The sequence below is a fragment of the Enterococcus asini ATCC 700915 genome (assembly GCF_000407365.1).
Taxonomy (GTDB): domain Bacteria; phylum Bacillota; class Bacilli; order Lactobacillales; family Enterococcaceae; genus Enterococcus_C; species Enterococcus_C asini.
In genome coordinates this window covers 1879419-1904284 of record NZ_ASVU01000001.1, presented here as the reverse complement: position 1 = coordinate 1904284, position 24866 = coordinate 1879419, and the positions used below count along the sequence as shown (strand labels likewise).

21 protein-coding genes and 1 tRNA gene are annotated in these 24866 nt (G+C 44.6%); 3 read left to right on the top strand and 19 right to left on the bottom strand.

Going from position 1 to position 24866, the window contains the following annotated elements; genetic code table 11:
• Positions 1 to 76: 76 nt before the first annotated feature.
• Positions 77 to 685, top strand: a complete 609-nt coding sequence (locus I579_RS09145; protein WP_010753889.1) for an FUSC family protein — start codon at positions 77 to 79, stop codon at positions 683 to 685.
• 43 nt (positions 686 to 728) lie between these two features.
• Here I579_RS09145 and I579_RS09140 read toward each other — a convergent pair whose 3' ends face one another.
• From I579_RS09140 to I579_RS09120, 5 genes are all read right to left on the bottom strand, one after another.
• Positions 729 to 1859, bottom strand: a complete 1131-nt coding sequence (locus I579_RS09140) for a sodium ion-translocating decarboxylase subunit beta (RefSeq protein ID WP_010753890.1) — start codon at positions 1857 to 1859, stop codon at positions 729 to 731.
• Entirely contained in the window at positions 1852 to 1983 is a 132-nt protein-coding gene (locus I579_RS09135) for an OadG family protein (protein WP_010753891.1), read from the bottom strand. The genes I579_RS09140 and I579_RS09135 overlap by 8 nt, the downstream gene beginning before the upstream one ends.
• A 12-nt stretch (positions 1984 to 1995) precedes the next feature.
• On the bottom strand, positions 1996 to 5388 hold the full coding sequence (locus I579_RS09130; protein ID WP_010753892.1) for an FtsX-like permease family protein: 3393 nt from the start codon (positions 5386 to 5388) through the stop codon (positions 1996 to 1998).
• A gap of 200 nt (positions 5389 to 5588) precedes the next feature.
• Entirely contained in the window at positions 5589 to 6737 is a 1149-nt protein-coding gene (gene nagA, locus I579_RS09125) for an N-acetylglucosamine-6-phosphate deacetylase (protein ID WP_010753893.1), read from the bottom strand.
• 86 nt (positions 6738 to 6823) lie between these two features.
• The gene (locus I579_RS09120) at positions 6824 to 7663 is read right to left on the bottom strand and encodes a helix-turn-helix domain-containing protein (RefSeq protein WP_010753894.1); all 840 of its coding nucleotides are present in this window, start codon (positions 7661 to 7663) and stop codon (positions 6824 to 6826) included.
• A 135-nt stretch (positions 7664 to 7798) separates the two neighbouring features.
• On the opposite strand from I579_RS09120, the gene I579_RS09115 reads away from it, so the two are divergent.
• On the top strand, positions 7799 to 7990 hold the full coding sequence (locus I579_RS09115; RefSeq protein WP_010753895.1) for a hypothetical protein: 192 nt from the start codon (positions 7799 to 7801) through the stop codon (positions 7988 to 7990).
• Positions 7991 to 8084: 94 nt separating this feature from the next.
• Here I579_RS09115 and budA read toward each other — a convergent pair whose 3' ends face one another.
• The 7 genes from budA to I579_RS09080 form a co-directional block, all read right to left on the bottom strand.
• Positions 8085 to 8798, bottom strand: a complete 714-nt coding sequence (budA, locus tag I579_RS09110; RefSeq protein ID WP_010753896.1) for an acetolactate decarboxylase — start codon at positions 8796 to 8798, stop codon at positions 8085 to 8087.
• 51 nt (positions 8799 to 8849) lie between these two features.
• On the bottom strand, positions 8850 to 10502 hold the full coding sequence (gene alsS / locus I579_RS09105; protein ID WP_010753897.1) for an acetolactate synthase AlsS: 1653 nt from the start codon (positions 10500 to 10502) through the stop codon (positions 8850 to 8852).
• A 298-nt stretch (positions 10503 to 10800) separates the two neighbouring features.
• Positions 10801 to 12021, bottom strand: a complete 1221-nt coding sequence (locus tag I579_RS09100) for a pyridoxal phosphate-dependent aminotransferase (RefSeq protein ID WP_010753898.1) — start codon at positions 12019 to 12021, stop codon at positions 10801 to 10803.
• 89 nt (positions 12022 to 12110) lie between these two features.
• Complete coding sequence (locus I579_RS09095) at positions 12111 to 13904, bottom strand: FtsX-like permease family protein (RefSeq protein ID WP_010753899.1); 1794 nt, start codon at positions 13902 to 13904, stop codon at positions 12111 to 12113.
• A gap of 12 nt (positions 13905 to 13916) precedes the next feature.
• On the bottom strand, positions 13917 to 14669 hold the full coding sequence (locus tag I579_RS09090; RefSeq protein ID WP_010753900.1) for an ABC transporter ATP-binding protein: 753 nt from the start codon (positions 14667 to 14669) through the stop codon (positions 13917 to 13919).
• 14 nt (positions 14670 to 14683) lie between these two features.
• On the bottom strand, positions 14684 to 15040 hold the full coding sequence (locus I579_RS09085; protein WP_010753901.1) for a YxeA family protein: 357 nt from the start codon (positions 15038 to 15040) through the stop codon (positions 14684 to 14686).
• A 265-nt stretch (positions 15041 to 15305) separates the two neighbouring features.
• Positions 15306 to 15388: transfer RNA gene (locus I579_RS09080), tRNA-Leu, on the bottom strand.
• Positions 15389 to 15468: 80 nt separating this feature from the next.
• Here I579_RS09080 and I579_RS12915 point away from each other — a divergent pair.
• On the top strand, positions 15469 to 15639 hold the full coding sequence (locus tag I579_RS12915; protein ID WP_010753902.1) for a hypothetical protein: 171 nt from the start codon (positions 15469 to 15471) through the stop codon (positions 15637 to 15639).
• Positions 15640 to 15705: 66 nt separating this feature from the next.
• Here I579_RS12915 and I579_RS09075 read toward each other — a convergent pair whose 3' ends face one another.
• From I579_RS09075 to I579_RS09045, 7 genes are all read right to left on the bottom strand, one after another.
• Entirely contained in the window at positions 15706 to 15891 is a 186-nt protein-coding gene (locus I579_RS09075) for a hypothetical protein (RefSeq protein WP_010753903.1), read from the bottom strand.
• Between the two features lie 5 nt (positions 15892 to 15896).
• Positions 15897 to 16664 carry a hypothetical protein gene (locus I579_RS09070; RefSeq protein ID WP_010753904.1) on the bottom strand — a complete coding sequence of 256 codons (768 nt, stop codon included), beginning with the start codon at positions 16662 to 16664 and terminating at the stop codon, positions 15897 to 15899.
• A gap of 70 nt (positions 16665 to 16734) precedes the next feature.
• The gene (locus I579_RS09065; protein ID WP_010753905.1) at positions 16735 to 18561 is read right to left on the bottom strand and encodes a glycoside hydrolase family 13 protein; all 1827 of its coding nucleotides are present in this window, start codon (positions 18559 to 18561) and stop codon (positions 16735 to 16737) included.
• A 6-nt stretch (positions 18562 to 18567) separates the two neighbouring features.
• A complete protein-coding gene (locus I579_RS09060) occupies positions 18568 to 20985 on the bottom strand; it encodes a glycogen/starch/alpha-glucan phosphorylase (protein ID WP_174270016.1) in 2418 nt (805 codons plus the stop codon).
• A 140-nt stretch (positions 20986 to 21125) separates the two neighbouring features.
• Positions 21126 to 22556, bottom strand: coding sequence for a glycogen synthase GlgA (glgA, locus tag I579_RS09055; RefSeq protein ID WP_010753907.1), 1431 nt, complete (start codon positions 22554 to 22556; stop codon positions 21126 to 21128).
• Position 22557: 1 nt separating this feature from the next.
• Entirely contained in the window at positions 22558 to 23703 is a 1146-nt protein-coding gene (glgD, locus tag I579_RS09050; protein ID WP_034810435.1) for a glucose-1-phosphate adenylyltransferase subunit GlgD, read from the bottom strand.
• A complete protein-coding gene (locus I579_RS09045) occupies positions 23693 to 24835 on the bottom strand; it encodes a glucose-1-phosphate adenylyltransferase (RefSeq protein ID WP_010753909.1) in 1143 nt (380 codons plus the stop codon). The genes glgD and I579_RS09045 overlap by 11 nt, the downstream gene beginning before the upstream one ends.
• Between the last annotated feature and the right edge of the window lie 31 nt (positions 24836 to 24866).

Below are 24866 nucleotides of genomic sequence, written 5' to 3'. Positions count from 1 at the left end.
ACTTACCACTAATCCAACTGATACTAATGACCACTTTCTTGTCCGTTTTGTCCCTAGGAGATAAGGAGGAAAAACAATGCGCTTTGGCCGTTTTCGGATTGGGATGCGCACTATGAAGACTGCTTTGGCCGTCATGATTTGCATCTTCTTATTCCATATCACGAATCGGGGCGCCCCGATGATTGCCGCTTTAGCCGCGGTCTTTTCCCTGCGCCAAGATTTGACCACTTCCGTCTCCTTTGGCCGTTCCCGGATATTAGGAAATACCCTTGGTGGCCTGTTTGCTATTTTCTACTTCTTTGTCAGTCAGTTTTTTCACAATAATTTTCTCGTACAACTCTTCTTGCTTCCGGCACTGGTTGCCGTTATCATCATTTTTTCCGATGGCATCAATAACAACGCCGGCATTGTCTCTGCCATTGCTACCATGCTGTTGATTGCTTTGAGTTTGGACAAAAGTGAATCCATCCTCTACGCCTTACAACGAGTGGCCGACACTTTTATCGGGACTACCGTGGCGATTTTATTGAATTTCTTAATCCGACCACCAGAGCAAGAAAAAGAAGAAGCGTTGACGGAAGACTTAGCAATTTTGAAAGAAAAAGAAGAGAAACTGCAAGAACTATTGGCCGAAGTTCAGGAAAAAATCCAAGACCAAGAGCCTAAGGACCCATCAAAAAAGTAACCAAAAAAACTTCTCCCTTTTTCGGAGAAGTTTTTTTGGCTTGTTATTGGAAATACGCTAGTAACACTCCGGCCGCAACAGCCGAACCGATAATTCCCGCCACATTTGGGCCCATAGCATGCATCAAAAGATAATTCGAGGGGTCATTTTTCAAGCCTTCTTTGTGCACCACTCGTGCGGCCATAGGAACGGCGGACACTCCCGCTGCCCCAATCATGGGATTAATTTGCCCCTTGGTCAGCTTGCACATGAGTTTGCCAAACAAGACCCCAGAAGCTGTACCGATTGCAAAGGCGCACAAACCCATGACTACGATTTTTAAAGAGGTCACGGAAAGGAAAATTTCGGCTTCCGCTTTGGCTCCCACCGTCAATCCCAGCAAAATAGTCACAATGTACATCATGGCGTTTTGCAAAGTTTCCGTCAATTTTGGCACCACCTGAGATTCTCGAATCAAATTTCCCAACATCAAACAGCCTACTAAGGTAGTTGCACTAGGCACCACCAAAGCTACGAAAATCGTGGCAAAAATTGGAAACAAAATGCGTTCTTTCTTAGTGACCGCCCGTTGCATACTCATCTTGATTTTCCGCTCTTCTGTGGTAGTCAGAGCATTGATAATCGGCGGCTGAATAATCGGAACTAGCGCCATATACGAATAAGCCGCAATGGCAATCACACTAAGCAAATGAGGCGCCAGTCGCGTGGTCAGATAAATCGCCGTGGGTCCATCCGCCCCGCCGATAATCCCCACCGCAGCGGCTTCCAAGCCTGTCATCCCCAAAGCGATTGCCCCGAAAAATGCGGCAAAAATTCCAAATTGAGCTGCCGCTCCAAGTAGCAAAGTCTTTGGATTGGCGATCAATGGCCCGAAATCCGTGGCGGCTCCTAAACATAAGAAAATCAATGGGGGATAAATCCCTAAATTCGTCCCTTGATACAAATAGTACAATAAGCCCCCAGGTTCCGCTGCACTAGGGCCTGAAAAAATTCCCGTAAAAGGCAAATTCACCAATAAAATCCCAAAAGAAATTGGAATCAACAGATAAGGCTCGTATTCCTTAAAGATTGCCAAGTACAAAAAGATCAGGGCGATGACGATCATGACCCCGTGACGCCAAGTCAGCCCCGCAAAGCCTGAGGTCTCAACCATATTGCGAATAATTTCACCCATCGTGAGTCCCCCCTTTACCCACGACTTTGTGAATCAACTCCAGTGCCCCCCACAGACACAGTAGTACCACGAAAACAATCCCCATGGCGACAACCGTCACCATAGCTGCTTCTCCCACTGACATACTCCCCACTCCTTATTCATTTAATTTTAGTGCTTCAATCATATCGATTTTCTTCAACTTGAAGTAGATCACGATTCCTACCACTAGGGCGAAGAAGATGGTAATCAGACTGGCATAGCCATAGCTTTGCCAATGCAATGCCGGTGAAAACATCAAGATATCCAACTCCACCGTGGTCAACACGTAGAGGTGTTCAAAATAACCTAAAACCAGCCCGACAATGATCCCCACAATCGTCAAGAAGATATTCTCCCGATAGATGTACATGGTCACTTCATTGTCGTAAAAACCTAAAACCTTAATCGTGGACAACTCGCGAATCCGCTCGGAGATATTGATATTGTTCAAATTGTACAAGACGATAAAGGCCAGTAACCCGGCGGAAATAATCAAGACCCAAACGACGATGGTCAAAATCCCCATGGTGTCTTTTAGCTCATTGGAAGCTGCGGACAAAAAGCTGACATTGATGACTTGATTTTGTTCCATTAAAGTCGTAGTCACCGCTTTTTCTTCCGCTTTGGTCAAATTTTGATCAAAGAGGAGAAATTCGCTATTAAAGCTCGGTTCCTTTTGAAAAACTTCCTGGTAGTAATTTTTTGATAAATAAGCGAAATGTCCCGTATAGTTTTCTGCAATATGAGCGACTTTCAGCTGGAAGTCTTCCTTGTCCGCAGAAGTTAAGGTAATGGTATCCCCAGGTTTCACATGGAAAAGATCTGCTAGTTTTTCGTCGATGATTGCTCCTTCATCGGTCAATTGATACACTTCGCCGGTTTTTCGATTATTGAAAAGAACGAAGTCCCCTAGATTCTCCGTAGTCTCCGGTAGGTACACCGAGACGTCTTGAGTGGTTTGTCCTTTGCCCGACATGGTCAAAGTATCAGAGGCCACCCCTAAACTCTTATCGAAATGCTCCAACTCGTCTAACGCTTCATGATAGGCAGTTCGGTTTTCATCGGTAATCCCATCTTCAAAGGTCACCACGGCTTGATAGCGCCAAAGCTTTTCAAACTGTAAAGGCACCATGTCCCCAATGGAACCCCGTAAACCAAATCCGGTAACAATCATGGACGTACAGCCGGCAATCCCGAAAATCGTCATAAACATCCGCGACTTATAGCGGAAAAGATTCCGCACCGTGACCTTGCGAATAAAACTTAAACGGCTCCAAAGCGGCTTAATCCGCTCCAACCAGACCCTTTTTCCGGATTTTGGTGCTTTCGGTCGTAAAAGCGCTGCTGGCGTACTGAACAAATCGATCCGCAATGTAACGAAGGTAATCCCTACGGTACACAGTAATGCGACCAACACCCCAATCACGCTGTAAGAAACGTACCAAGGCGTGGTGAAATCGGAGAAGTTGTACAAGGCCCCATAAGCATTGATGATAATAGACGGGAATAAGTAGAAGCCCAGTGCCAGTCCGGCCACGCTTCCCAAAATCCCGGCAATCGCCGCATAAAGGAGAAATTTCACTGCGATTTCCCGGTTTTTATAACCTAGAGCACGGAAAGTTCCGATTTCGCCACGTTTTTCTTCCACCATACGGCTCATGGTCGTCAGACTGACCAAAGCTGCGATTAAGAAAAAGATGATGGGGAAAACCGTCGCCAAGGAGGAAATCCGATCCGCGTTTTGTTTGAACTCCGTATATCCTGGGTTGTCATTGCGATCAGAAAAAATGTAATCTTCCGGTTCTAATTCGGCTAACTGTCGCTTTTGATTTTCCAACTGTTGCTGAGCGTCCAACAATTTTGGCATATTTTTACTGGTTTCTTCTTGGTACTTGTCGACATTTTCGTGATACAAGGCTTCCTTATCGGCTAATTCCGCTTCTGCTGCATCCAAAGCGTCGTTTCCTGCTTGTTCTTGACTGGCTAAGGCATTGCGTTTATCGGTAATTTCTTGGCGGCCGCTCGCAATGGCTGCTTCTCCTTGGGCCAGTTGGTCCTGGGCAGCTTTTAACTGCTCTTCTTGGGTAGCCAGGGCCTCTGGAGACAGCTGTTCTTGGGCCTTTTCCAGCTCGGTTAGCTGTTGTTGCAGTTCGTTTTTCTGGCTTTCCGTATCCTTGGCGGCCTTTTCACTGGCAGAAGCCACGGCTAGTACTTCTTCTTTGGTGCTTTCTGGCGTCAGACTTTGCAGAGCTTGCTTTAAGGACTCATCCGGTAAGGACTCACTCGCCGTCTGCCACGCGGCGGTGCTGGCACCGATAGCCTGCGCTAAATCATCAGACTCGGCTACTGCCTTCAAACTCCCCATCAGATCATTCAGTGCTTTTTGTAAGCTTTCCAGATCTTTCACGGAAGTTTTTAGCTTGTCCATATCTTTTGTTTGTTCTTTTAACTCCTCCGCTTGTTTCTTAGCCTGCTCCAACTGTTCTTGGCCACTGGCGAGGGTTTTCTTTTGTTCTTCTAGTGCTTGAGCCTGCTGATTGAGCTCGACTTCTCCTTGATCTAAGGCCGTTTTCCCGGCGGCAATCTGATCTTTTAGCTCTTGGCGTTTGGTGGCTAGTTCAGCTTTGCCGGCAGTGATCTGTTGATACGCGTCATCTAGCTGGCTAGCCCCGTCATCCAGTGCTTTCTCCCCAGCAGCAATTTCCGCCGTAGCCTTATCCAATTGCTCCTGAGCGGCGGCGCGAACTTCGTTGATGCGCTCTTGCGGTCGATCTTGCAGCACTTTCTCCAACGCTTTTTGGCCTTTTTTCACTCGTTTTTCATAGGCGTCATAATAAGTCGTCTCCGTCTTATCTTTTTTAAAGGTTACGAGAATACGGCTGTACACATCCATATCAAACTGATTGGCAGGAACCACTGCAAAATAATCAATGCTCCCGGAGCCTACATTGGTATTGCCGCGGGTAAGATTTTCGATATATTCCGGGGAATTCACAAAACCTACCACTTTAAACTCATGGGTTTTCAACTGTTTCGGCAGATCGTCTTGGCTTCCAATAGTAAACGTGTCCCCTAACTTGTAGTCCCCATTGTGCTCCGCCAGCTGATCTAAGGCGATTTCATCGGCTTTTTCCGGCAATTTACCCGAAGTTACCACATACTGATTTAGCTTGTCAGCCTCATCGTAGCCAAAAAAGCGAATCACTTGATTGGTGTCAGCCAACTCCAGGTCTAGTAAATACTGTCCTTGAGCGGATTGCACTTCTTCCGTTTCACTCACCAAGGATAAATCCTTATCCGTCAAGCCTAGACTGGACATCACTGATAAATCTGCCAGTTTTTGCTTTTTAAAATACGCGTGGCCCGAGGCAATCATATCCGGCCCCGTGGCACCGATTCCGACGAAAAAGGCGACCCCTAAAAAGATAATGGTCAATATGGATAAAAAACGGGCCGGGGAATTGCGAATCTCCCGAAAGCTGGTTTTTAACAAAGCTTTTTTCTTCAACTGAATCCCTACTTTCAAAAAAGATAACGATTACAAATTCAAGTGGCTGACAAAGAAGCGCCTTGTAAAAAAGGCGTCACGCTCCCATTACGCCAATCATTCTCTCTTCTTCAAGTGTACCATATCCCCTTAGAATCGTCCTATCATTTCAAAGCATAAAAAAAGACGGAGCAAGAAGCTCCGCCGTTTTCATCAGTTGATTATGCTTCGTAGCGGACTGCACCGTCTAAGTAAGTCGCTTGCAAAGTCATGTCTGGATTCAAAACGATAAAGTCAGCATCCCGACCTTCTTTGATCAAGCCACAAGCGTCGTCCATGTGACAGCTGACTGCTGGTACCCAAGTAGCCATCATAATGGCTTGTTCAGGCGTCGCAATTCCCCAATCTACCACGTTTTTAATTGCGTCTTTTAATTTCAAAATTGAACCGGCTAAATTACCAGATTCCAAACGAGCAGTGCCTTCTTTTACGACTACTGGGAATTCCCCTAAGATATAGTCGCCGTCTGGCATGCCCCCGGCCATCATACAGTCGGTAATCAACGCCACGTGATCGTGACCAGCTTTTTCCATTAGGATTTCCGCTGCTTGTGGGTGAACATGGTGTCCATCACAAATCAATTCGGAAAAGACGTGTTGCAAGCTCAACAAAGCACCTACCATCCCAGGTTCCCGATGGTTCAAGCCTCGCATACCGTTGTAAGCATGAACAAAGACGCTGGCGCCAGCCTCCACTGCTTCTTCTGCTTCTTCCAAAGTGGCGTTACTGTGGCCTAAAGAAACCACTACGCCTTCTTTTGTCACAGTCGAGACGAATTCTTTCACACCTTTACGTTCCGGTGCCAAAGCGATTTTTTTGATTAAGCCTTGGGCAGCATCTTGCCATTCATGGAAGGTATCCAAGTCGGGATCACCAAAATAAATTGGATTTTGCGCCCCTTTGTGTTCTTCCGTGAAGAAAGGTCCTTCAAAGTAAATCCCTTGAATCTTCGCCCCAGTGACTTCGTCTTTGACAGAAGCAATCGTCGCTGCTACATCTTTCAAACGTTCTTTACTAGACGTCAAAGTAGTTGGCAAATAAGAAGTTACCCCACATTCCAACAAGCCATCTGACATGACTTTCAAGCCTTCTGCATCATTGTCCATGACGTCATGGTTTTTGTACCCATGAATATGAGTGTCCACTAAACCAGGGGCAATCCAAGAACCACTCTTGTCGATGACTTCATGGTCTCCTGCTGGTAATTCTTTGGTGTAAGCACCAAACTTACCTTCCACGATTTCCAAGTAACCAGGGCCTCGGGTAGCCGAATTCATAAAGAACTTGTCCGCATACAAAAATTTTCTCATGATTTTTTCGCTCCTTTATCTTACTAAACTAAAACTACAACTTATCCTTTTGTTAGTCAAGAAAGGTCTACACCATTTTGCAAATTTTAATGATTCGAGATGTCGCGAATGAAGCGGACCGCCTCCGAAGCACGATAATACTGCTCCCCAGCCGTCACTTCCACTAGCTGATCGTGAATCATCCCCATTAAGTGAAACAAATCCGTCAAATAATAATAACTCTTCTGTCGCCGGGCTACCGTAATGCCTTCCTTTGCAAACTCCCAAGCAGCTTGGTACTCCCCTTGATGATAGGAAAAATATGCGTGATTGTAAAAAATTTTAGCCGCCATATTGGAGATTCGCTGACTGGGCATTTCCCCATAGAGTTTCAGACTGTAGCTCAAGCTTTCCCGAGCCAAATCGATTTCCCCTAATTCTGCATACACCCGGCCAATACAGCTGATCAACTGAATTTCAATCGAGGAGACATTCGACTTGTCCAGTTTAAAGGTGCACGACAATCCTTGCTTCAAAGACTGCAAGGCTAATTCGGGATTCTCCTCCACATAAAACTGGCAACTCCCTAAAAAGTAGTAATACAGTTGCAGATCCGTATCCAAATAAATCTGATTTAACAGATTTTCCGAAGACAAAATCTTGCCCAATTTTTCGTATTGCTTATGAAAGAAAAGACACGTCATCTCCTCAAACAAACGATGCAAATGATGGATTTCCTCCGATTGCATGTTCATGACTTGGTCAATCGTGACCCCTAAACGCTGGCACAACTGCTGCATCACCCGCACATTCGGCAATTCTTCATCATTTTCGATTCGGCTAAGTACGCTTTGGGAGCAGATTCCTTGCGAGAGCATCTTTTGAGTCAGCTTCCGTTCCTTACGCAGGCCTTTCAAAACTTCCCCAAAAGACAGATCGTTCTTCATCCCCAATCCCCCCAATCAGTGGTTTATGCAGATTCGCATTAGACTTTGATACCTTTTTATTACATAATACCTGAAACCGTTCTTTTTATCGAGGGGTTTCAGTCTAAAACTCGTGAAACACAGGGGGAATGCAAAATGGAAATGAAAGCAAACGTTATTTTCAAATGGCAAGAACAAAGTTTCAAAGGATGGGTGGAACAAGAATATCAAAACTCCTATCTCATCAACGTTTTAGAACCATTCAACGAAGAAATCTCTGAAAAATACTCCGGGCGTATGGTAGTCAGTAAAAAACACTGCGAACTACTCACCAGCCTTGACAGCTAAATGAAGAAGGCAGAAACGAACTCGTGAAGCCAAACATAGTCAGACTCGATATAGCAAAAGAGGTTGGCACGCTTTTAGCGCGCCAACCTCTTTTTTACTCTGCTTCTTCGATATCTTTGGCAATCTCGTCTAATCTGATTTCATTTGCTAAATAGTCGGCATTTTCAACAGGAAAGTGTTGGCGAAACTCCGCTAACTCCATTAATTCCACCTGCCCTGTGGCTAACTCAAAGTCTAGCACATGGCCGCCAAACTGGTGATCATCACTGATGAAATGCAAGTGAAAACCGGCCGCTGCAGCTCCGTGAAAGAGCTTTGGCGTAAAGAAGCCAACAATCGTCCCGGAAATTTGTTCGGCGTGAAACTCGGGCTGATTCCGAGCAATCTCCACAAAACGAGGATACGGCTTCACTTGCTTTGGTGCTACCCGCACGTGCATTCGCTCAAAAACGCCGCTGATTTTCACCGCCGCAAACAAATTGTGACTGATATTCTCTAGAATCATTCCTTTGACTTCCTCGTCCGACATCTCGGACAAAACAAATTCTTGATCTGCTTTAAAATCGGTAACCGCAGCATAGGGGGTCAATTCTTCTCCGGTAAGTTGCTTGATTTTTCCGGTTTCCTCCGCATGATAAATCACGCCATCTAGAAAAATCACCTCACCATTGGAGCCTTCCAAGGTCCCAAGGCCAAAATCCCCATAGTTTCCTAACGTCCCGATTTTTTCGGTACCGTCCATTAAATCTTGCATTAATCCACCAAGTGTTCCGTGTTGGTAGATATAGTTTTTTTCTTTGACTATCATGAATCTTCCCTCTCACTTCAAGACATTCGTCGAACTTTTAGCGGCCATTTCTTAATAAAATTGATCCGGTAAAATCGTCTTGCCTAGTTCTTTGTTATCCGAATAATCGATTGGAATATCGATGATTACCGGACCTTCTGTCGCTAAGCCTTCTTGAATCGCCGCTTCCAACTCAGCTTTCGTAGTCGCTCTGAGCCCCTTGGCACCAAAGGCTTCGGCGTATTTCACGAAATCCACCGGGCCAAAATGAACACCAGAAGAACGATTGTATTTCATCTCTTCTTGGAATTCCACCATGTTATAACTGCCGTCATTCCAAACCAAATGAATAATGTTTTGTTTCAAACGAACCGCGGTTTCCAACTCTTGGGCGGAAAAAAGGAAGCCGCCATCACCAGAAACGGAGAAGATTTGCGTATTAGGCCGAACCAAAGCCGCAGAAATCGCCCATGGGAGAGCCACGCCTAAGGTTTGCATCCCATTACTAAACAGCAAATGCCGCGGTTCATAACTGCGAAAATGGCGTGCCATCCAAATATAGTGACTTCCCACATCCACGGTAACGGTCATTTCATCGGTAACTGCTTTTTGAAGCACGTCAATGACTTCCAGTGGATGCACACGGCCGGCTACCGCTTCAAAATTTTTATCTCCGTTTGAGAGTTTTTCTTGAAGCGTAGCCAAGTAATCCGCCACGTCCCCTGATAAATGATAGTCCATGATTCTTTCACTTAATTTTTCAATGGTTTGCGCGATGCTCCCAATTAGTTCCACTTCCGGCTGCATATATTGGTCGATTTCCATAGGGACTTCATCGATGACTACGATACGAGCGTCTTTCTCTGCATTCCAGTTCCGTGCCTCATATTCAATGGGATCATAACCCACGGCGATTACCAAGTCACTGCGCTTCAACAACATATCCCCCGGTTGATTTCGGAACAAACCTACTCGACCAAAGAAGTGTTCTTCCAAATCTCGGGAAATAATCCCGGCCCCTTGGAAAGTTTCCACCACGGGTAAGCCTGTTTTGGCAACCAATTGGCGGATTGCTTGAGTTTCTTTTTCACTGGATGCGCGCATCCCTACTAACAAAGTGGGCAGTTTCGCTTCTTGAATCCTTTGAATTAAGTCATCGATTGCTGCATCGGCAGGGGCCCCTAAAATCGGTGCTGACAAGGGTTTAATCGCCGCTCCATTAACTTCCCCATCGGTCACATCTTGGGGAATAGAAAGAAAACTGGCTCCTTTTTTAGCCGTTTTCGCAATTCGAAAAGCATTGGCGATACTTTCTGATAAATTTTCTGGATCTTGAATCTCAGAGCTGTATTTGGTAATTGGCGCAAAGAGTGCCGCATTGTCCATACTTTGGTGGGTTAATTTCGATAAATCCGCCCGTTTTACTTGCCCGGCCAGTGCCACGACAGGATCGCCTTCTGCCGTAGCCGTAACTAAGCCTGTGGCCAAATTACTTGCTCCCGGTCCGCTAGTAGCGATCACGACGCCAGGTTCTCCGGTCAAACGGCCAATTGCTTGGGCCATAAATGCCGCGTTTTGTTCATGACGAGCTAGAATCAATTGTGGCCCGTGATCTTCCAATGTATCGAATACCCCATCAATTTTAGCTCCGGGAATACCGAAGATAAAAGGGACGTTATGATTTTCCAATGTATTAACAATAATTTCAGAACCTTTTGCGCTCACTGTACTACATCTCCTTAAATTCTGTATCACTTACATTTGTGAATATAGCATGTATTCCTGATTTTATCAACAATGAAACACCATTAATGATTGTTTTATATGAAAATAGATTGTAATTTTCATTATAGTGCCCTCTTCATAATCCTTTCCTCGCCCCTCAAATAGAAGGCTTCACCCCAATCGAAAGAATCTAAAAATTGCTGGACACAGCAAAAAGCACAGAAACAGGGGCTTCCCCACGTTTCTGTGCTTATTCAATAAATATTGTGTGACAGTCTTGTCTTTCTTATTTGATTGTTTACGGCTTTTGGCGATAGGTTGCCAAAAACTCCCGCATAGCTGCCGTAGTAGTCTTCAAATCATCCATTTTAGGCAAGTACACAATGCGGAAATGATCCGGCTGTTGCCAATTAAAGCCCCCGCCGTGTACCAAAAGGATATGATGCTCGTGTAAGAAGTCTAAAACAAACTGCTCATCGTTCACAATATTAAAACGCTTGGTATCGATTTTCGGGAAGATGTAAAAGGCTGCTTTCGGTTTTACCGCCGATAATCCAGGAATATCGTTAATCGCTTGGTAGATGTATTCCCGCTGCTCATAAATCCGCCCCCCTGGCAAGAGCAGTTCATCCACACTTTGATAGCCGCCTAAAGCCGTTTGAATAATCTGCTGGCTTAAGACATTAGAACACAACCGCATGGAAGACAGCATGTTTAAGCCTTCAATATAGTCTTTTGCTCCAGATTTGTCACCGGAAAGTACCATCCAGCCCACTCTAAAGCCTGCCACTCGGTGCGACTTAGACAAACCGTTTAAAGTAACCACCATTCGATCTGGTGCCAGTGTCGCCAAAGGAATATGCGTTAGGCCATCCATAATCAAACGATCATAGATTTCATCAGAGAATAGCAAGAGGTCAAACTCCCGGGCCAACTCCACAATCCCTTCCAAAATTTCTCGAGGATACAGAGCCCCGGTTGGATTGTTAGGATTGATTACCACAATGGCTTTTGTTTTCGGGGTGATTTTCTTTCGCATATCTGCAAGGTCTGGATACCATTCACTTTCCTCGTCACAGACATAGTGCACCGGCTTGCCCCCGGCTAAGGAGACGGAAGCCGTCCACAAGGGGTAATCAGGCATGGGAACCAAAACTTCGTCCCCATTGTTACACAATCCTTGCATGGACATGGTGATCAGTTCGCTCACGCCATTTCCAGTATAGATATCGTTAATATCGACATTTGGAAATCCTTTTAACTGGCAATCTTGCTGAATCGCTTTTCTAGCGGCAAAGATGCCCTTAGACTCGGAGTAACCTTCTGATTCCCGAACGTTTAAGATTAAATCGCGAATAATCTCGTTGGGCGCCTCAAAACCAAAGGGAGCGGGATTGCCGGTGTTTAGCTTTAAGATGCTAATCCCCTCTTCTTGCATCCGCTCCGCTTCTTCCAACACGGGCCCTCGCACATCATAGCTGACCCCTTCTAGCTTTTGTGATTTTTCGTATTGCCGCATGGCGCCCACTCCTTTTCTTTTACAGATGTTATCAACAACTTTAATCGAGGAAATCGGAAATTGCAACAGAAAATTGCTCAGAAGAACGCTTATTTTTTAAGTGGTGGCAAGACAATTTTTTCATATAATTTGACCGTTAACAGATAGTAGCCGGCATAGATGATTCCGAACAAGGCAAAGGGTAACACGATCCCATTGTAAGGATTTTGCAGTAATGTAGTAAACATCTTCAAACCAAACAGTACGTGAATGGCACCGACAATTCCTGGTGCTAAAAAGAGCAAGCCTAGTTCTTTTTTGATGGAGCCTTTTAAAAGTTTTTGGCGAGCACCGATTTTTTGCAGCATTTGGTAGCGTTGAATGTCTTGACTCGCTCCAGATAAGATTTTGAACATCAAGCAACTAGCCAGCATGGTCAAAAAGGCAATCCCTAAGAAGAAGCCCATGAATTCAAAGCCAGAATAAAAACTGTTAAACAACTCGTAAACCACCACTCGTTGGGTATAGCCTTGTTCTGAGTTTAGTCCAGGATTGTTTTTCTCGTTGATTTTTACCAACTTCTTCAATTGCGGAATTGAGTCGGCAAAGTCTTTTACTTGAATCACTTTTAACTCAGTCGTGGGTAAGTTTAAGGCCGCAAAATCACTAGGACTCAGAATTTGAAGATTTAAAGCTTGGCGCTCAGGAGTCTCTAAATTCCGTAGTTCATCTTGCTTGTTAAGGTCTTTTACCAGTTCTTCCCCAGAGACTCGTTGATACCCTTTCACCCCATAATCCGTGATTAATAAAGGTTCTTGATCGAAATCAGCCTGGTTATAGTACAGTGTTGTGCCATCGCTTTTTTGCTGATAGGTAGCTTCTTTGGTAATGTCCAGCTTACTCAATTCCCCAGCAGATACAGCTTGGGAATTGTTTAACACCAAGTCATAGGCGGTACTTTGCTTCGTGATTTTCATAATGTCATTTTTAAACCCAATCCCCACGGTCAAGGCACCTAGGGCCAAGGCAAAAAGCATGGCTACTAAAGAGAGCACGCGACTGTAGTCTTGCAAACGAAAGTTTAACTGGGAAAGAGTAAAGTTATTCAGTCTGCGAAACGCTACGTTTGGCCGGTTTTTTAAGCCATTTACAAAGACCAACAAGAGCGCATGGAAGATTAGAAACGTCCCCCCTAAAATGGTGAAGAGTGCCCCAAAGATTCCCGCTATTTGAAAACGAACTAAATCGCTCATTAGGTAATAGCCCGCTGCTAATAACCCAATCCCAATCAATGATTGTAACAACAAGCCGAACAAATTCCGTTTTCCCGGAGCCGGCGTACTGCCGTCTTTTAAAAGACTGAGTAAAGTTTTTTTGCGAATCTGCTGGGCATTGAAGACCGCCGCTAAGAAAAACAGGATGCTAAAGAAGACGATGGTCTCCAATAACGCCTTTGGACTAACTGGTTGGAAATGGGTCAAACTCAGTTGCAGTTGATTGATTAAAATCAGACTGACGCCTTTCGTCAGTGCAATTCCTACTAAAGAGCCCATCAAGGTTGCCAAAAAGCCCACTAAAAAAGTCTCTAAAAAGATTAATTGTGCAATCTTTTTAACCTTTGCCCCCAACATCAGAAACATCCCGTACTCTTTTTGCCGCATATTCAGTAAGAAGGAATTGGCATAAAGGATGTAGACAAAGGTAATGATTGCCAATAAAACCGAGCCTAGTCGAAAGATGATGACCACATAAGAAACAGTGGTATTGGCCTCCAAAAAGGCTTTGTTACTAGCCAGTGACTCAAACATATAAAAGATCCCGGAAGCTACTAATAAGCCGGAAAACAAAACGAGATAATCCCGCAGACGAGCTTTAATTCCGCTAATCGAAAGTTTCAAAAGCATTGCAAATCCTCCTTATTGTTCCAAATTGCCTAAGATATTCAGGATTTGCCGATAAAAGTCCGTTTGAGACTGGTTTTCGCGACGAAGTTCCTGGTGAATCATGCCATCTTTGATAAACAAGATCTTTTGACAATAACTAGCGGACAATGGGTCATGGGTTACTAGTAAAATTGACACGTGATCATTTTCGTTTAAGTCTTTCATCATGTTGAGCAAGTCTTTGGCGCTGTTGGAGTCCAATGCCCCGGTTGGCTCATCCCCAAACAAAATCGTCGGTTCCCCTACCAAAGCCCGGGCAGAGGCCACTCGCTGTTTTTGCCCCCCGGACAAAGCCGCTGGGTATTGATCCAAAATGGCTTCAATGGACAAACGTTTGGCTACGGCCATGATTTTTTTGCGAATCGTTTTAGGCTTTTCCCCTTGTAAGGATAATGGCACCGCAATATTTTCATAAGCAGTTAAGTTTTCCAATAAATTAAACTCTTGAAAGACGAAGCCGATTTCCCGGCCTCGAAAATCCGATAGTTCATCCCCCTTTAAAGTAGTTACGTCTCTTTGGTTGATAAAAATTTCGCCAGAGGTTGGTTTGTCGATTGTGGACAAAAGATTCAAAAGGGTTGATTTCCCTGAACCGGAAGCCCCCATAATCCCGATAAAGTCTCCCTTAGATACATCGAAGGTAATCCCTTTTAGGGCCTCCGTGATTTTTTCTTTGGTTGTACCGTAGCTTTTCTTGACGTCTTTTACACTAATGACCGTTTCCATTTCTTTCATCCTTTCTAATCCAGTTTTGCTTGGGCTTTACTAGGGATTTCATCTTTTTGAACTTCTTCCCAGCTGGTTACCCCTTTGTTTTTATTCCAGATAACTTTTAGGTAGGCTTCTTTTCTCAATGGCCGTGCTTGAAAAGAATCAAAGGTCAATTCTTTACCACTCCCTTCTTTATCGTAACCGGTCAGTTGGTAACGATAGGTAACCATAGGCTTTCCTGCATCGTCTTTTTCGTCAATCTTCTCTCCGTCTGTGGTGATCTGAACATAATAAGGTGTGCCCCCCATAATGACCTTTTGGGCCACAGAAATGCCTCCGATTATGAGGACTGCTAGTACACCTAATGTAATCATTACTTTTTTCATGAAAATTCCCTCCGCTTCTTTGACTACATTCTACGAGATATTCTTGTTACAATCAGAATGATATGACTGACATTAGTCTTTCAGTTTTGTCACTTTTCTCAAGAAATCCTGATATAATAGTATTTAGCAACATTTTCCAATGACTTATAGAAGTCATTTTTCCGGCAAATCTTGGTGTTTTCATTAGATTTTCTTTACCTTTTTCAATTCATTGAAAAAAAGGCACAAAAAAAGAGGTTCCCTGATCAGGAAACCTCAAAAGAAATGCGGAAGATGGGAGTCGAACCCACACGAGCTATTGCTCACAACGACCTCAACGTTGCGCGTCTGCCATTCCGCCACTTCCGCATGTGCCACTGGCGACTGTTTAATCGTACCAATCCCCCCTTTATTTGTCAATAACATTTCAAGAAAAAGGAGTCTGCACGATGGAAAAAGAACACTTTGATGGCGAGTTTACCGCCCTAGGGCTCTTAATCGGCATCTGTATCGGTCTTGTGAAGGACAACTTGGTCTTTGGCTTTGTGATTGGCATCGTCATTGGCATTGCCCTAGACTGGCTAGGAAACCTATTTATCCTGTGGCGCAATCAAAAATAAACACTGCTGCTCGTAAGTACCCCTGAAGAATAAAAAACTCCGAGGCCTCTTTGCCTCGGAGTTTTTCTATAGAACAGTAGGATCGTAACGATAGGTGACACTCCCGTTATGATGTGCTTCGCCTACAAAGTATTTGCGATCTTCTCTGGTTAACCAAACTTCCCGAAACAACATGAATTGTTCCAGACTCACTTCGATTTTCTCGATTTCGCCAGATTTAAGCTTATCCAACTGCGTTTCGTATGCTTCCATCTGCCTTATCCCTTCTTCGTAAAGTAACCCTTATTCTTTGGATTCACCGTTTCGTCATGAATCAAACCTTGCAAGCCACGCTCTAAAATTCCTTTACGTTTCGTTGCTGGTTCTTCCTCATTGACCTCGGTTGCTGGGAATTTCTTCACCGTGGGGTCTTCCTTGCGCTTTTCTTGATACGCAGAGACCTCTTGATCAAACATCAAATAGCTGTCTTGAGGCTTTTTCAAAGAAGTTAACAGTTCCTCCGAAGTGACTCCAGAATCTTTACTATTAGACTCATCTGGAAGAACAGAAGCCGGAATATACTTAGGCACGAAGTAAGAACGACCAGAATACTCCCGTTTTAGGGAATCATCGGTTTTCTTCGGTGTCGCTGGATTGCGCAAAGCCGATTTCCGAGGGTCTTTCCCAAACAGAGAAGTTCGCCCCACCGCATCGGTTTCCGTAGTGATTTTTTTGCTGTAATCCGGTAAATTGTCCCGGTGTTTTTGTAATTCAGTCTGTTGACGAATCGTCAAACCTTGCTTGTCCAAAGTTTCTTTTCGAGAACGGCGCAAAGTGCGTTCGTCTTGATTGTCAGTGCTACGGCTATTCGTCGTATCAGCTACGGTATTTGCTGGTTTCGAGCTTGCAGCAGTATTTGGGGTCAACCAACTGCGGTCGTTGGCGAAGAGATTGCGCTTGCCTTCTCGGTGCAGTTTTACCCCTTCGTTGTCATCATAAGCTGGAAAGCGGTAGTTTTTCCGCTTGATCTCATTGTAGTTACTCATAAGTCTCATCCTTTGTTTCTGGCTTTGCCTTATTCTACCACAAAATGCAAAATCAGGAGAACTCTCCTCTTTATTCTGACAATTCTCCTTCGATTACATAAGAACCATGAGCCCGAATGCGCTGTCCTTCCAAAAGTTCGGCCAAGCGTTCTCTGGTCAGTGGCAACTCCCGAAAAGCCGCAAAGTCCTTTGCCGACACGATGACTTCCACCCCTAAAGGATTAAGCACGGTGAGAATAAACTGCGTCTCATCGTAGCGCAAAACGCCTAGTAGGCGCTCACTGTAAATCAAGCCGAATTCTCCTCCTTGAAGCAAGTGATTTTCCTTGCGCAAAGCCAACCACTTGCGACACTCTCGATAGCAAGTCTCATCCACTCGCCCCCACGGAAAGAACTTCCGATTGTCCGGGTCTTTACCTCCCGTAAGCCCTGCTTCATCCCCGTAATAAATACACGGTACGCCAGGAAAAGTCACCAAAAGCGCGAAAGCTAAGGAAAGCTTCTCATAATCTCCCTCTAACTGAGATAAAATTCGCTCCGTATCATGAGTACCGATATTATTCAGACTATTGTAGAAGACTTCTCGGGGATAATTTTCCTGCAACCGGGTGAAAACCAAGGCGATGTCTTCCGGACTACAATTTTCCATTAAGAAGTCAATGGTCGCACTACGCAAAGGATAATTCATCACCCCATGCAAATGGTCCCCTAAAATGTATTGCCGTCGAACGCCATAGGAAACTTTGTTTGAAGCATCTTCCCAGACTTCTCCTAACAAAACCTTGTCTTCATAGTGATCCAGATTGTTGCGAATCCCGGCGATAAATTCATCCGGTAATTCGTCTGCCACATCCAATCGCCAACCGTCTAAGCCCATTTGATTCCACTTACTTAAGACACCCTTAGCCCCATAGATAAAGCGCTGAAACTCTTCATTCTCCTTATTGACTTCTGGTAAGTCTTTGACTCCCCACCAGGAGCGATACTCATTGGGATAGTTCAAAAAGGTAAACCAAGGAAAATACGGACTCTTAATGTCTTGATAAGCGCCGACTCCAGGGCCGTACGCACCATCGTAGTTGAAGTAGCGGCTGTGGCGCCCCACGTGGCTAAAGACTCCGTCCAAAATCACACGAAAGCCTTCTTGATGCAAAGTATCCAGTAGCTCTTGAAACTCCGCTTCCGTCCCTAAAATCGGATCGACCTTCAAATAATCCGCCGTATCATAGCGATGATTACTACGAGCCTCAAAGATGGGATTTAGATACAAGGCATTGACTCCTAGTTCTTTCAAATACGGAATCTTCGCCTGAATCCCGGCGAAATTCCCACCATAAAAATCCCACCGTAAAACTTCTCCTTGGGCATCTTTAATATACATAGGATCGTCCCGTAAATCCCCGTATAAGAAGGTATTCTCTTTGGGATTGTTCACGTGACCGTCCGGATTGCCATTGAAGAACCGATCTGGGAAAATCTGATAAAAAACCGCCTGACGATACCAGTCTGGGGCTTTTTCGGCCTTCTGATAGCACGTTACTTGATAATTCATGCATTCCTTCAAATAATCCCGCACTTCCCCATGGCCATTTTCCCCGCTCCAGCCATAATAACGGGTAAAACGTTGCTGATTGGCCGAAAGGTACTCCAGTTCAAAGTGGTAAAAGTACAAGCCCTTCCCATCAGTAAAGGCAAACTCCGTCTGAAAAAAGCCATTCTCTTGTGGTGTCATCTTAATGCGATAAGCCTTTTGCCCTTCTGGTTCTATCACCAGATAGACTTGATCAATTCCCGAATCAGCACCTAAAAAACCAAAACGGGCACTCTGTCCTTCTTGAATCGCGCCAAAGGGAGACTTATACGCTGATTTCCATGGATTGTAATAAATTTCCCCCATTGCCCATTACCCCTTCTTTTTCGAATATTGTTCCACTGGTTCAATGTGCCAAATCTCTTCGGCGTAACGCATCATCGTATCGTCTGCGGAAAAACGCCCAGCGTTGGCAATGTTCATCAAGCTCATTTGCTGCCAATGGTGTTGATCCCGGTACAAGCCGTCAATTTTTTCTTGGGCTTTCACGTAGGCATCAAAGTCTCGCAAGACAAAATATTCGTCATTGTGTTTGAGTAAGGAATCGAAAATTTCCCGGCCTTCAAAGTAAATATTTGGAATCGTGCCATCCACAAAGGCGTTTAAAATTCGTTGTAGCACTGGGGACTGGTCATAATAATCCTTCGCTACATAATCTTGACGCTCGTAATACTGGTAAACTTCCCGTTCGGTCATGCCAAAGATTACCACATTGTCATCTCCCACGGCATCCCGGATTTCCACATTGGCCCCATCTAAGGTTGCTAAGGTAATTGCACCATTTAGCATTAGCTTCATATTACTAGTGCCGGAAGCTTCCTTAGACGCTAGGGAAATCTGCTCACTGACATCTGCCGCCGGAATGATTAGCTCTGCCAAATGCACGTTGTAGTTTTCCAAGAAGACCACTTTAATGCGTCCGTTAATGTCTGGATCGTTGTTGATTAGATTTGCCACTTCATTGATAGCTTTAATGATAGATTTAGCGTAAGTATAGCTTGGTGCCGCTTTTGCCCCAAAAATGAAGAGCCGAGATTCTTGGACTTTCTTCGGATCGTCTTTCAAGTCGAAGTAGAGTTTCAAGATATGCAAAAGATTTAACAACTGACGCTTATAGGCGTGCAATCGTTTGATTTGCACATCGAAAATCGCCTCTGGGGAAACGGTAATCCCCGTTGTCTCTTCGATATAGCTGGCCAATCGCTGTTTGTTGCTTTTCTTAGCCTCTGCTAACTGATCAAGAACCGTCTGATCCTCCACATAGTTTTGCAACAACTTCAAATCCCCTGGAGTTTTCCGCCAAGTGGTGCCAATGGTCTGATCCAAGACTTTGGATAATTTGGGATTTGCCAATTGCAACCAGCGTCGTTGGGCAATTCCATTGGTCTTATTATTGAAGCGTTCTGGGAACAATTGATAAAAGTCATGAAGCACGACTTCTTTCAAAAGGTCTGAGTGAAGTTTCGCCACGCCATTGGTGCTATGGCTACAAATAATCGCCAAATGGGCCATGTGTACTTGCTCATTTTGAATGATCCGAGTCCGTTGAATCAACTCAGGATTTTCCGGATAGCAAATGGTCAATTCATTTACAAAGCGACGGTCGAGTTCTTCGATAATTTGGTACATCCGAGGTAGATTTTCTTTCATTAAAGCCACCGGCCATTTTTCCAGTGCTTCTGCCATAATGGTGTGATTGGTGTAGCTCATGACTTTCACTGTTACATTGAAGGCCTTTTCCCAAGACATGCCGTGCTCGTCCATTAAAATTCGCATCATTTCCGGGATACATAGAGCTGGATGGGTATCATTAATGTGAATCGCCACGTACTCATTTAAAACGTCCAGTGGTTTATTTAAGCGCAAATAATAGCGAATGATACTCTGAACGCCTGCCGAAACAAAGAAATATTCCTGCCACAGGCGCGTTTGCCGGCCCCGTTCATTGGAATCATCTGGATACAAGACCGCGGTCAAATCCTCAAATGCTCGCCGGTCTTCAATGCTGCGGTAATGGTCTTCTTCCGATTCAGGAATTTCCACACTCCACAGACGCAACGTGTTTACCAAGTGATTTTGATACCCTAAAACCGCCGTGTCATAAGGCACTGCCCGCAAACGACGAGCTCCTTCATAGACCGGACGCAACTGACCGTCAGTGTCTTCTGCTAAATAGACATTGCCCCCAAACAGCACATCCACTGCTTTGGATTCTTTCCGGACTTCCCAGGTATTGCCATTACGCAACCACTCGTCTGGCAACTCCACTTGGTACCCATCCACAAACCGCTGCTTAAATAAGCCATAATCGTAACGAATCCCATTGCCATTACCCGGCAAGCCACAAGAAGCAATGGAGTCCATGAAACAAGAAGCCAGTCGTCCTAGCCCGCCGTTTCCTAAGGCCATATCCTGCTCCACTTGGGCTAACTCATCCAAAGAGACGCCAAGATCAGCCAAACCAGCTTCCACTGTCTCTAAAATTCCCATATTCAAAAGGTTACTTTTTAGCATTTTCCCTGGTAAAAATTCAATGGAAAAATAATAGGCTTGCTTCTGGCCATCTTCCAAATAATCTTTCCAGGTATTGCTCCAAGCATCGGAATAATACGCTTTTACCACGCTCCCTAAGACATTGTACAGTTCCTGAGAGGAAGCGTCATTGATGTCCATGGCGTACTTTTCCTTTAGTCGTTGTTGCAGTTCTTTTTTAAATTCTTCCTTCGTCATCTCCATTTACAAATACTCCCCTTTATATTGGAAAAAGACTGCGGTCAATCCCCAGCAGGTATCTTGTCGCATCGCACTTCATCTTGTTAAAAGAGACAAAGTCGACACCAAACTGCTGGGGTTTGACGCACAGCCCTTCATTAATTTGTCACTACTTCTTCATACAAAGCCAAGTAAGCATTGCAAGCGGTCTGCCAGCTAAAATCTTGCTCCATGGCTTGTTTCATCACTTGTTGCCAAACCGGTTTGTCCCGATACAAGGTTACGGCTTTCTCCATAGCTTTCATAAACTGATAGCCACTGAAATCTTGGAAGCCGAAACCTGTCCCCCTACCAGTTACCGGATTAAACGGCGTCACCGTATCCCGTAAGCCACCGATTTCATGAACCACTGGTAAGGTGCCATAACGCATAGCCATCATCTGAGAAAGTCCACAAGGCTCAAATGCAGATGGCATCAAGAAGATATCCGCCCCCGCATACATTCTTTGAGCTAAGGCCACGTCAAAAGTGATATTGGCAGAAATTTTGTCCGGAAAGGCTTGGGCATACCCTTTAAAGGCTTGCTCAAAGTCATAATCCCCGGTACCTAACAATACCAGCTGCATCTCTTGTTGCAAGAGACTTGGCAATTCCTCTAATAAAAGATGGAAGCCTTTTTGACGGGTCAAACGACTAACCACCGCTAGTAAAGGCACATCTTTTACCGGTAGTCCCATGGCTTTTTGTAAGTCTGCTTTGTTAGCCTTTTTGCCAGTCAAATCACTAGCCGTAAAATGATGGGCAATCAAAGGATCGGTTTCTGGATTGTTTGCGTCGTAATCAATGCCATTAACAATACCGGATAACTTGCCGGATTCCATGCGCAAGATTACATCCAGGCCTGCACCAAATTCCGGTGTTTGAATCTCTTGGGCATAAGTTGGGCTAACGGTATTCACTCGGTCTGCGTACAAAATGCCACCTTTCATATAATTCAGGCAGTTGTTCATGCGCAGTGTGCCGTCTTCATAGCGTTCCATTCCCACACCGAACCAATCCGCCAACTTATCCCCAGCATACCATCCTTGAAATTCAATATTGTGAATCGTCAAGATGGTCTTGATTTCATTGTAGGATTGAATCCAACGGTACTTTTCTTTCACCAAAAATGGCAACAAAGCAGTGTGATAGTCATTGGCATGGAGGACATCTGGGATAAAGTGTACCCGTTCCATCATCTCCATAATTGCCAACTGGAAGAAAGCAAAGCGTTCCCCATCATCGTCGTACCCATACAGCCCATCCCGAGCAAAGTAATACTCATTGTCGATAAAATAATAGGTCACCCCAGCATAGACTAGGCGCTTAATGCCACAGTATTGATTGCGCCAGCCTACGGACACCGTAAAATGAAACAAATCTTCACATTGCTCCCGTAGTTCTGGTGACATTTTGTGGTGAAAAGGCAGGACCACACGACAGTCCAAGCCTTTTTTCACCAATTCCTTTGGTAAGGCGGCGGCCACGTCTCCTAAGCCCCCGGTTTTAAAAAATGGTGCACATTCCGCTGCTGCAAAGAGTATCTTCAAATTACTCTCCTCCATAAATATCCGAAATTACATAGCTATCTTTTTTCAAGACTACTGGATGGGTTGGTGTACCGATGACTTTCACGCCGGCTTCAACGGCAACATTTTTATCTAGAATCGCATGGCGAACCACGGCGCCTTCTCCAATATTGTTGTTGGCCAAAAGAATGGCATTTTCCACTACTGCATCGGGATGTACGAAGGCTTGACGAGATACCAAGGAGTCTTTCACCGTGCCTTCGATAATGCTTCCGGAAGCAAACTGGCTATTTTCTACCTGAGAACTATCGGAGTAATACGTTGGCACTTCGTTTTTCAACTTGGTGTAGATTTTTTGATTGGAATACAACAAGGAGTTGAATTTCTTCGGATCCAACATGTCCATGTTTGCTTGGAAGTAGGTTTCCACATCGTAAATATTGCTCAAATAGCCGGTGTATTCGTAGCTAGAGCTGTTTACCGTACCCACTAAGTTACGGAAGAAAGTTTCCAAGTTCACCGAAGCATTGGTATTTTGCCCTACGGATAATGCTTCAATCAAAGCTTGGGTTTGCATAATGTAGATATCCATGGCCAAGTTGTTCTTTTCTCCAAGGGTCGTATCTTTGGCAATCATCGTTTCGGTGATTTTGCCATCTGCTGCCACATCTAGCAGCAGATCGCTTGGGTGAATGTTGTCTTTGCCCACTCGTTTGTAGACTACGGTCATATCATTTTTTTGCATTTGGTGGATTTTCAGCACCGCCCGCAAGTCGATGTTGCACAGCATCTTGCTACCCATAAAGACCACGTATTCCGACTTTGATTTTTTCAAATAGTCGATGACCTTTTCATAGTAAGCTTTGTGTTCCGCTTTTTGTTTTAACAAATCTTGGTAAACATTGATAAAGAAACGGTTTTGTACACCGTCTAAATTCCACTCTTTGCCCCCACCGATATGATCAAAGACCGACTGAGTTTCATCATCATTAAAGACCATGAAGATGGTATTGATATTCGCATTGACAATACTGGATAAGTTAAAGTCGATTAAGCGATATTTGCAGTCAAAAGGTAAGGTGGCGATTGGCCGGTTTTCCGTTAACGGCAATAATTCTTTAAAACGGGTCAAATTCCCCATAATGGCACACATTTTATTAGTTCTCATCTACAGACACCCCAATCACTTCAGAATACCCAACGACTTCGATTTCTTCGCTGCCGTCGATTACGGCATTGTCGCCGATAATGGCATTTTCGCCAATAATTGCCCGATGAATGCGGACATTTTTCCCAATGGTCGCTCCAGACATAATCACGGAGTCACTCACTTCAGAACCACTCTTAATCTGAACATCCTCGGATAAAATCGAATGTTCAATGGCTCCAGCGATGTAGCAGCCGTCTGAGATTAAGGAGTCATTCACCGAACCGGTTTCCGTTAAGAAATGCGGTGGTGAAATCGGATTTTTGGAATACACTCGCCAAGATTTGTCCCGAATATCCAAGTCCATCTCTGGTTCGATAAATTCCATATTGGCTTCCCACAAGGAATCAATCGTACCCACGTCTTTCCAATAGCCTTGGAAGCGATAGGCATAGACGTTTTCCCCACTATCCAAATAAGAAGGAATCACGTGTTTCCCAAAGTCGATCATCTGACCGTCTTTGGTGTAGCTGTTCATCAAGACATTGCGCAGACGGCCCCAGTTAAAGATGTAAATCCCCATGGAAGCCAAGTTGTTTTTCGGCTGTTCTGGTTTTTCTTCAAATTCAATAATCCGGTCGTTTTCGTCCGTATTCATAATTCCAAAACGCGATGCTTCATCCATAGGAACTTCGATTACCGCTACCGATAAAGAAGCATTGTTCTGTTTGTGAGTTTCCAACATTTCTTCATAGTCCATCTTGTAAATGTGGTCCCCGGATAGAATCAACACATATTGAGGGTCCATTTCATCGATATAATCGATGTTTTGGTAAATCGCATGGGCGGTTCCTTCAAACCACTTGCTTCCTTCCGAGCTGGAGTAAGGCTGCAAAATGGTAACCCCGGAATTAATCCGATCCAAGCCCCAGCTTGCCCCATTGCCGATATGACTATTCAATGTCAAGGGTTGGTACTGTGTCACAACCCCGACATTACGAATCCCAGAATTGGCACAATTACTCAAAGTAAAATCGATAATGCGGTACCGACCACCAAAGGGAACTGCCGGTTTGGCGATGTTTTTAGTAAGTTTTCCTAGACGGGTCCCTTGCCCTCCTGCTAGGATCATGGCTAACATTTCAGTTTTCATTTAGACGGTGAAAAAATCTCACCTTCTCCCC

Excerpts from the sequence above, each read along its gene's own strand:
- I579_RS09145 (WP_010753889.1), top strand. The coding sequence starts at position 77 with ATGCGCTTTGGCCGTTTTCGGATTGGGATGCGCACTATGAAGACTGCT.
- I579_RS09140 (WP_010753890.1), bottom strand. The coding sequence starts at position 1,859 with ATGGGTGAAATTATTCGCAATATGGTTGAGACCTCAGGCTTTGCGGGG.
- I579_RS09135 (WP_010753891.1), bottom strand. The coding sequence starts at position 1,983 with ATGTCAGTGGGAGAAGCAGCTATGGTGACGGTTGTCGCCATGGGGATT.
- nagA (WP_010753893.1), bottom strand. The coding sequence starts at position 6,737 with ATGAGAAAATTTTTGTATGCGGACAAGTTCTTTATGAATTCGGCTACC.
- I579_RS09120 (WP_010753894.1), bottom strand. The coding sequence starts at position 7,663 with ATGAAGAACGATCTGTCTTTTGGGGAAGTTTTGAAAGGCCTGCGTAAG.
- I579_RS09115 (WP_010753895.1), top strand. The coding sequence starts at position 7,799 with ATGGAAATGAAAGCAAACGTTATTTTCAAATGGCAAGAACAAAGTTTC.
- budA (WP_010753896.1), bottom strand. The coding sequence starts at position 8,798 with ATGATAGTCAAAGAAAAAAACTATATCTACCAACACGGAACACTTGGT.
- I579_RS09100 (WP_010753898.1), bottom strand. The coding sequence starts at position 12,021 with ATGCGGCAATACGAAAAATCACAAAAGCTAGAAGGGGTCAGCTATGAT.
- I579_RS09095 (WP_010753899.1), bottom strand. The coding sequence starts at position 13,904 with ATGCTTTTGAAACTTTCGATTAGCGGAATTAAAGCTCGTCTGCGGGAT.
- I579_RS09090 (WP_010753900.1), bottom strand. The coding sequence starts at position 14,669 with ATGGAAACGGTCATTAGTGTAAAAGACGTCAAGAAAAGCTACGGTACA.
- I579_RS09085 (WP_010753901.1), bottom strand. The coding sequence starts at position 15,040 with ATGAAAAAAGTAATGATTACATTAGGTGTACTAGCAGTCCTCATAATC.
- I579_RS12915 (WP_010753902.1), top strand. The coding sequence starts at position 15,469 with ATGGAAAAAGAACACTTTGATGGCGAGTTTACCGCCCTAGGGCTCTTA.
- I579_RS09075 (WP_010753903.1), bottom strand. The coding sequence starts at position 15,891 with ATGGAAGCATACGAAACGCAGTTGGATAAGCTTAAATCTGGCGAAATC.
- I579_RS09070 (WP_010753904.1), bottom strand. The coding sequence starts at position 16,664 with ATGAGTAACTACAATGAGATCAAGCGGAAAAACTACCGCTTTCCAGCT.
- I579_RS09065 (WP_010753905.1), bottom strand. The coding sequence starts at position 18,561 with ATGGGGGAAATTTATTACAATCCATGGAAATCAGCGTATAAGTCTCCC.
- I579_RS09060 (WP_174270016.1), bottom strand. The coding sequence starts at position 20,985 with ATGACGAAGGAAGAATTTAAAAAAGAACTGCAACAACGACTAAAGGAA.
- glgD (WP_034810435.1), bottom strand. The coding sequence starts at position 23,703 with ATGAGAACTAATAAAATGTGTGCCATTATGGGGAATTTGACCCGTTTT.
- I579_RS09045 (WP_010753909.1), bottom strand. The coding sequence starts at position 24,835 with ATGAAAACTGAAATGTTAGCCATGATCCTAGCAGGAGGGCAAGGGACC.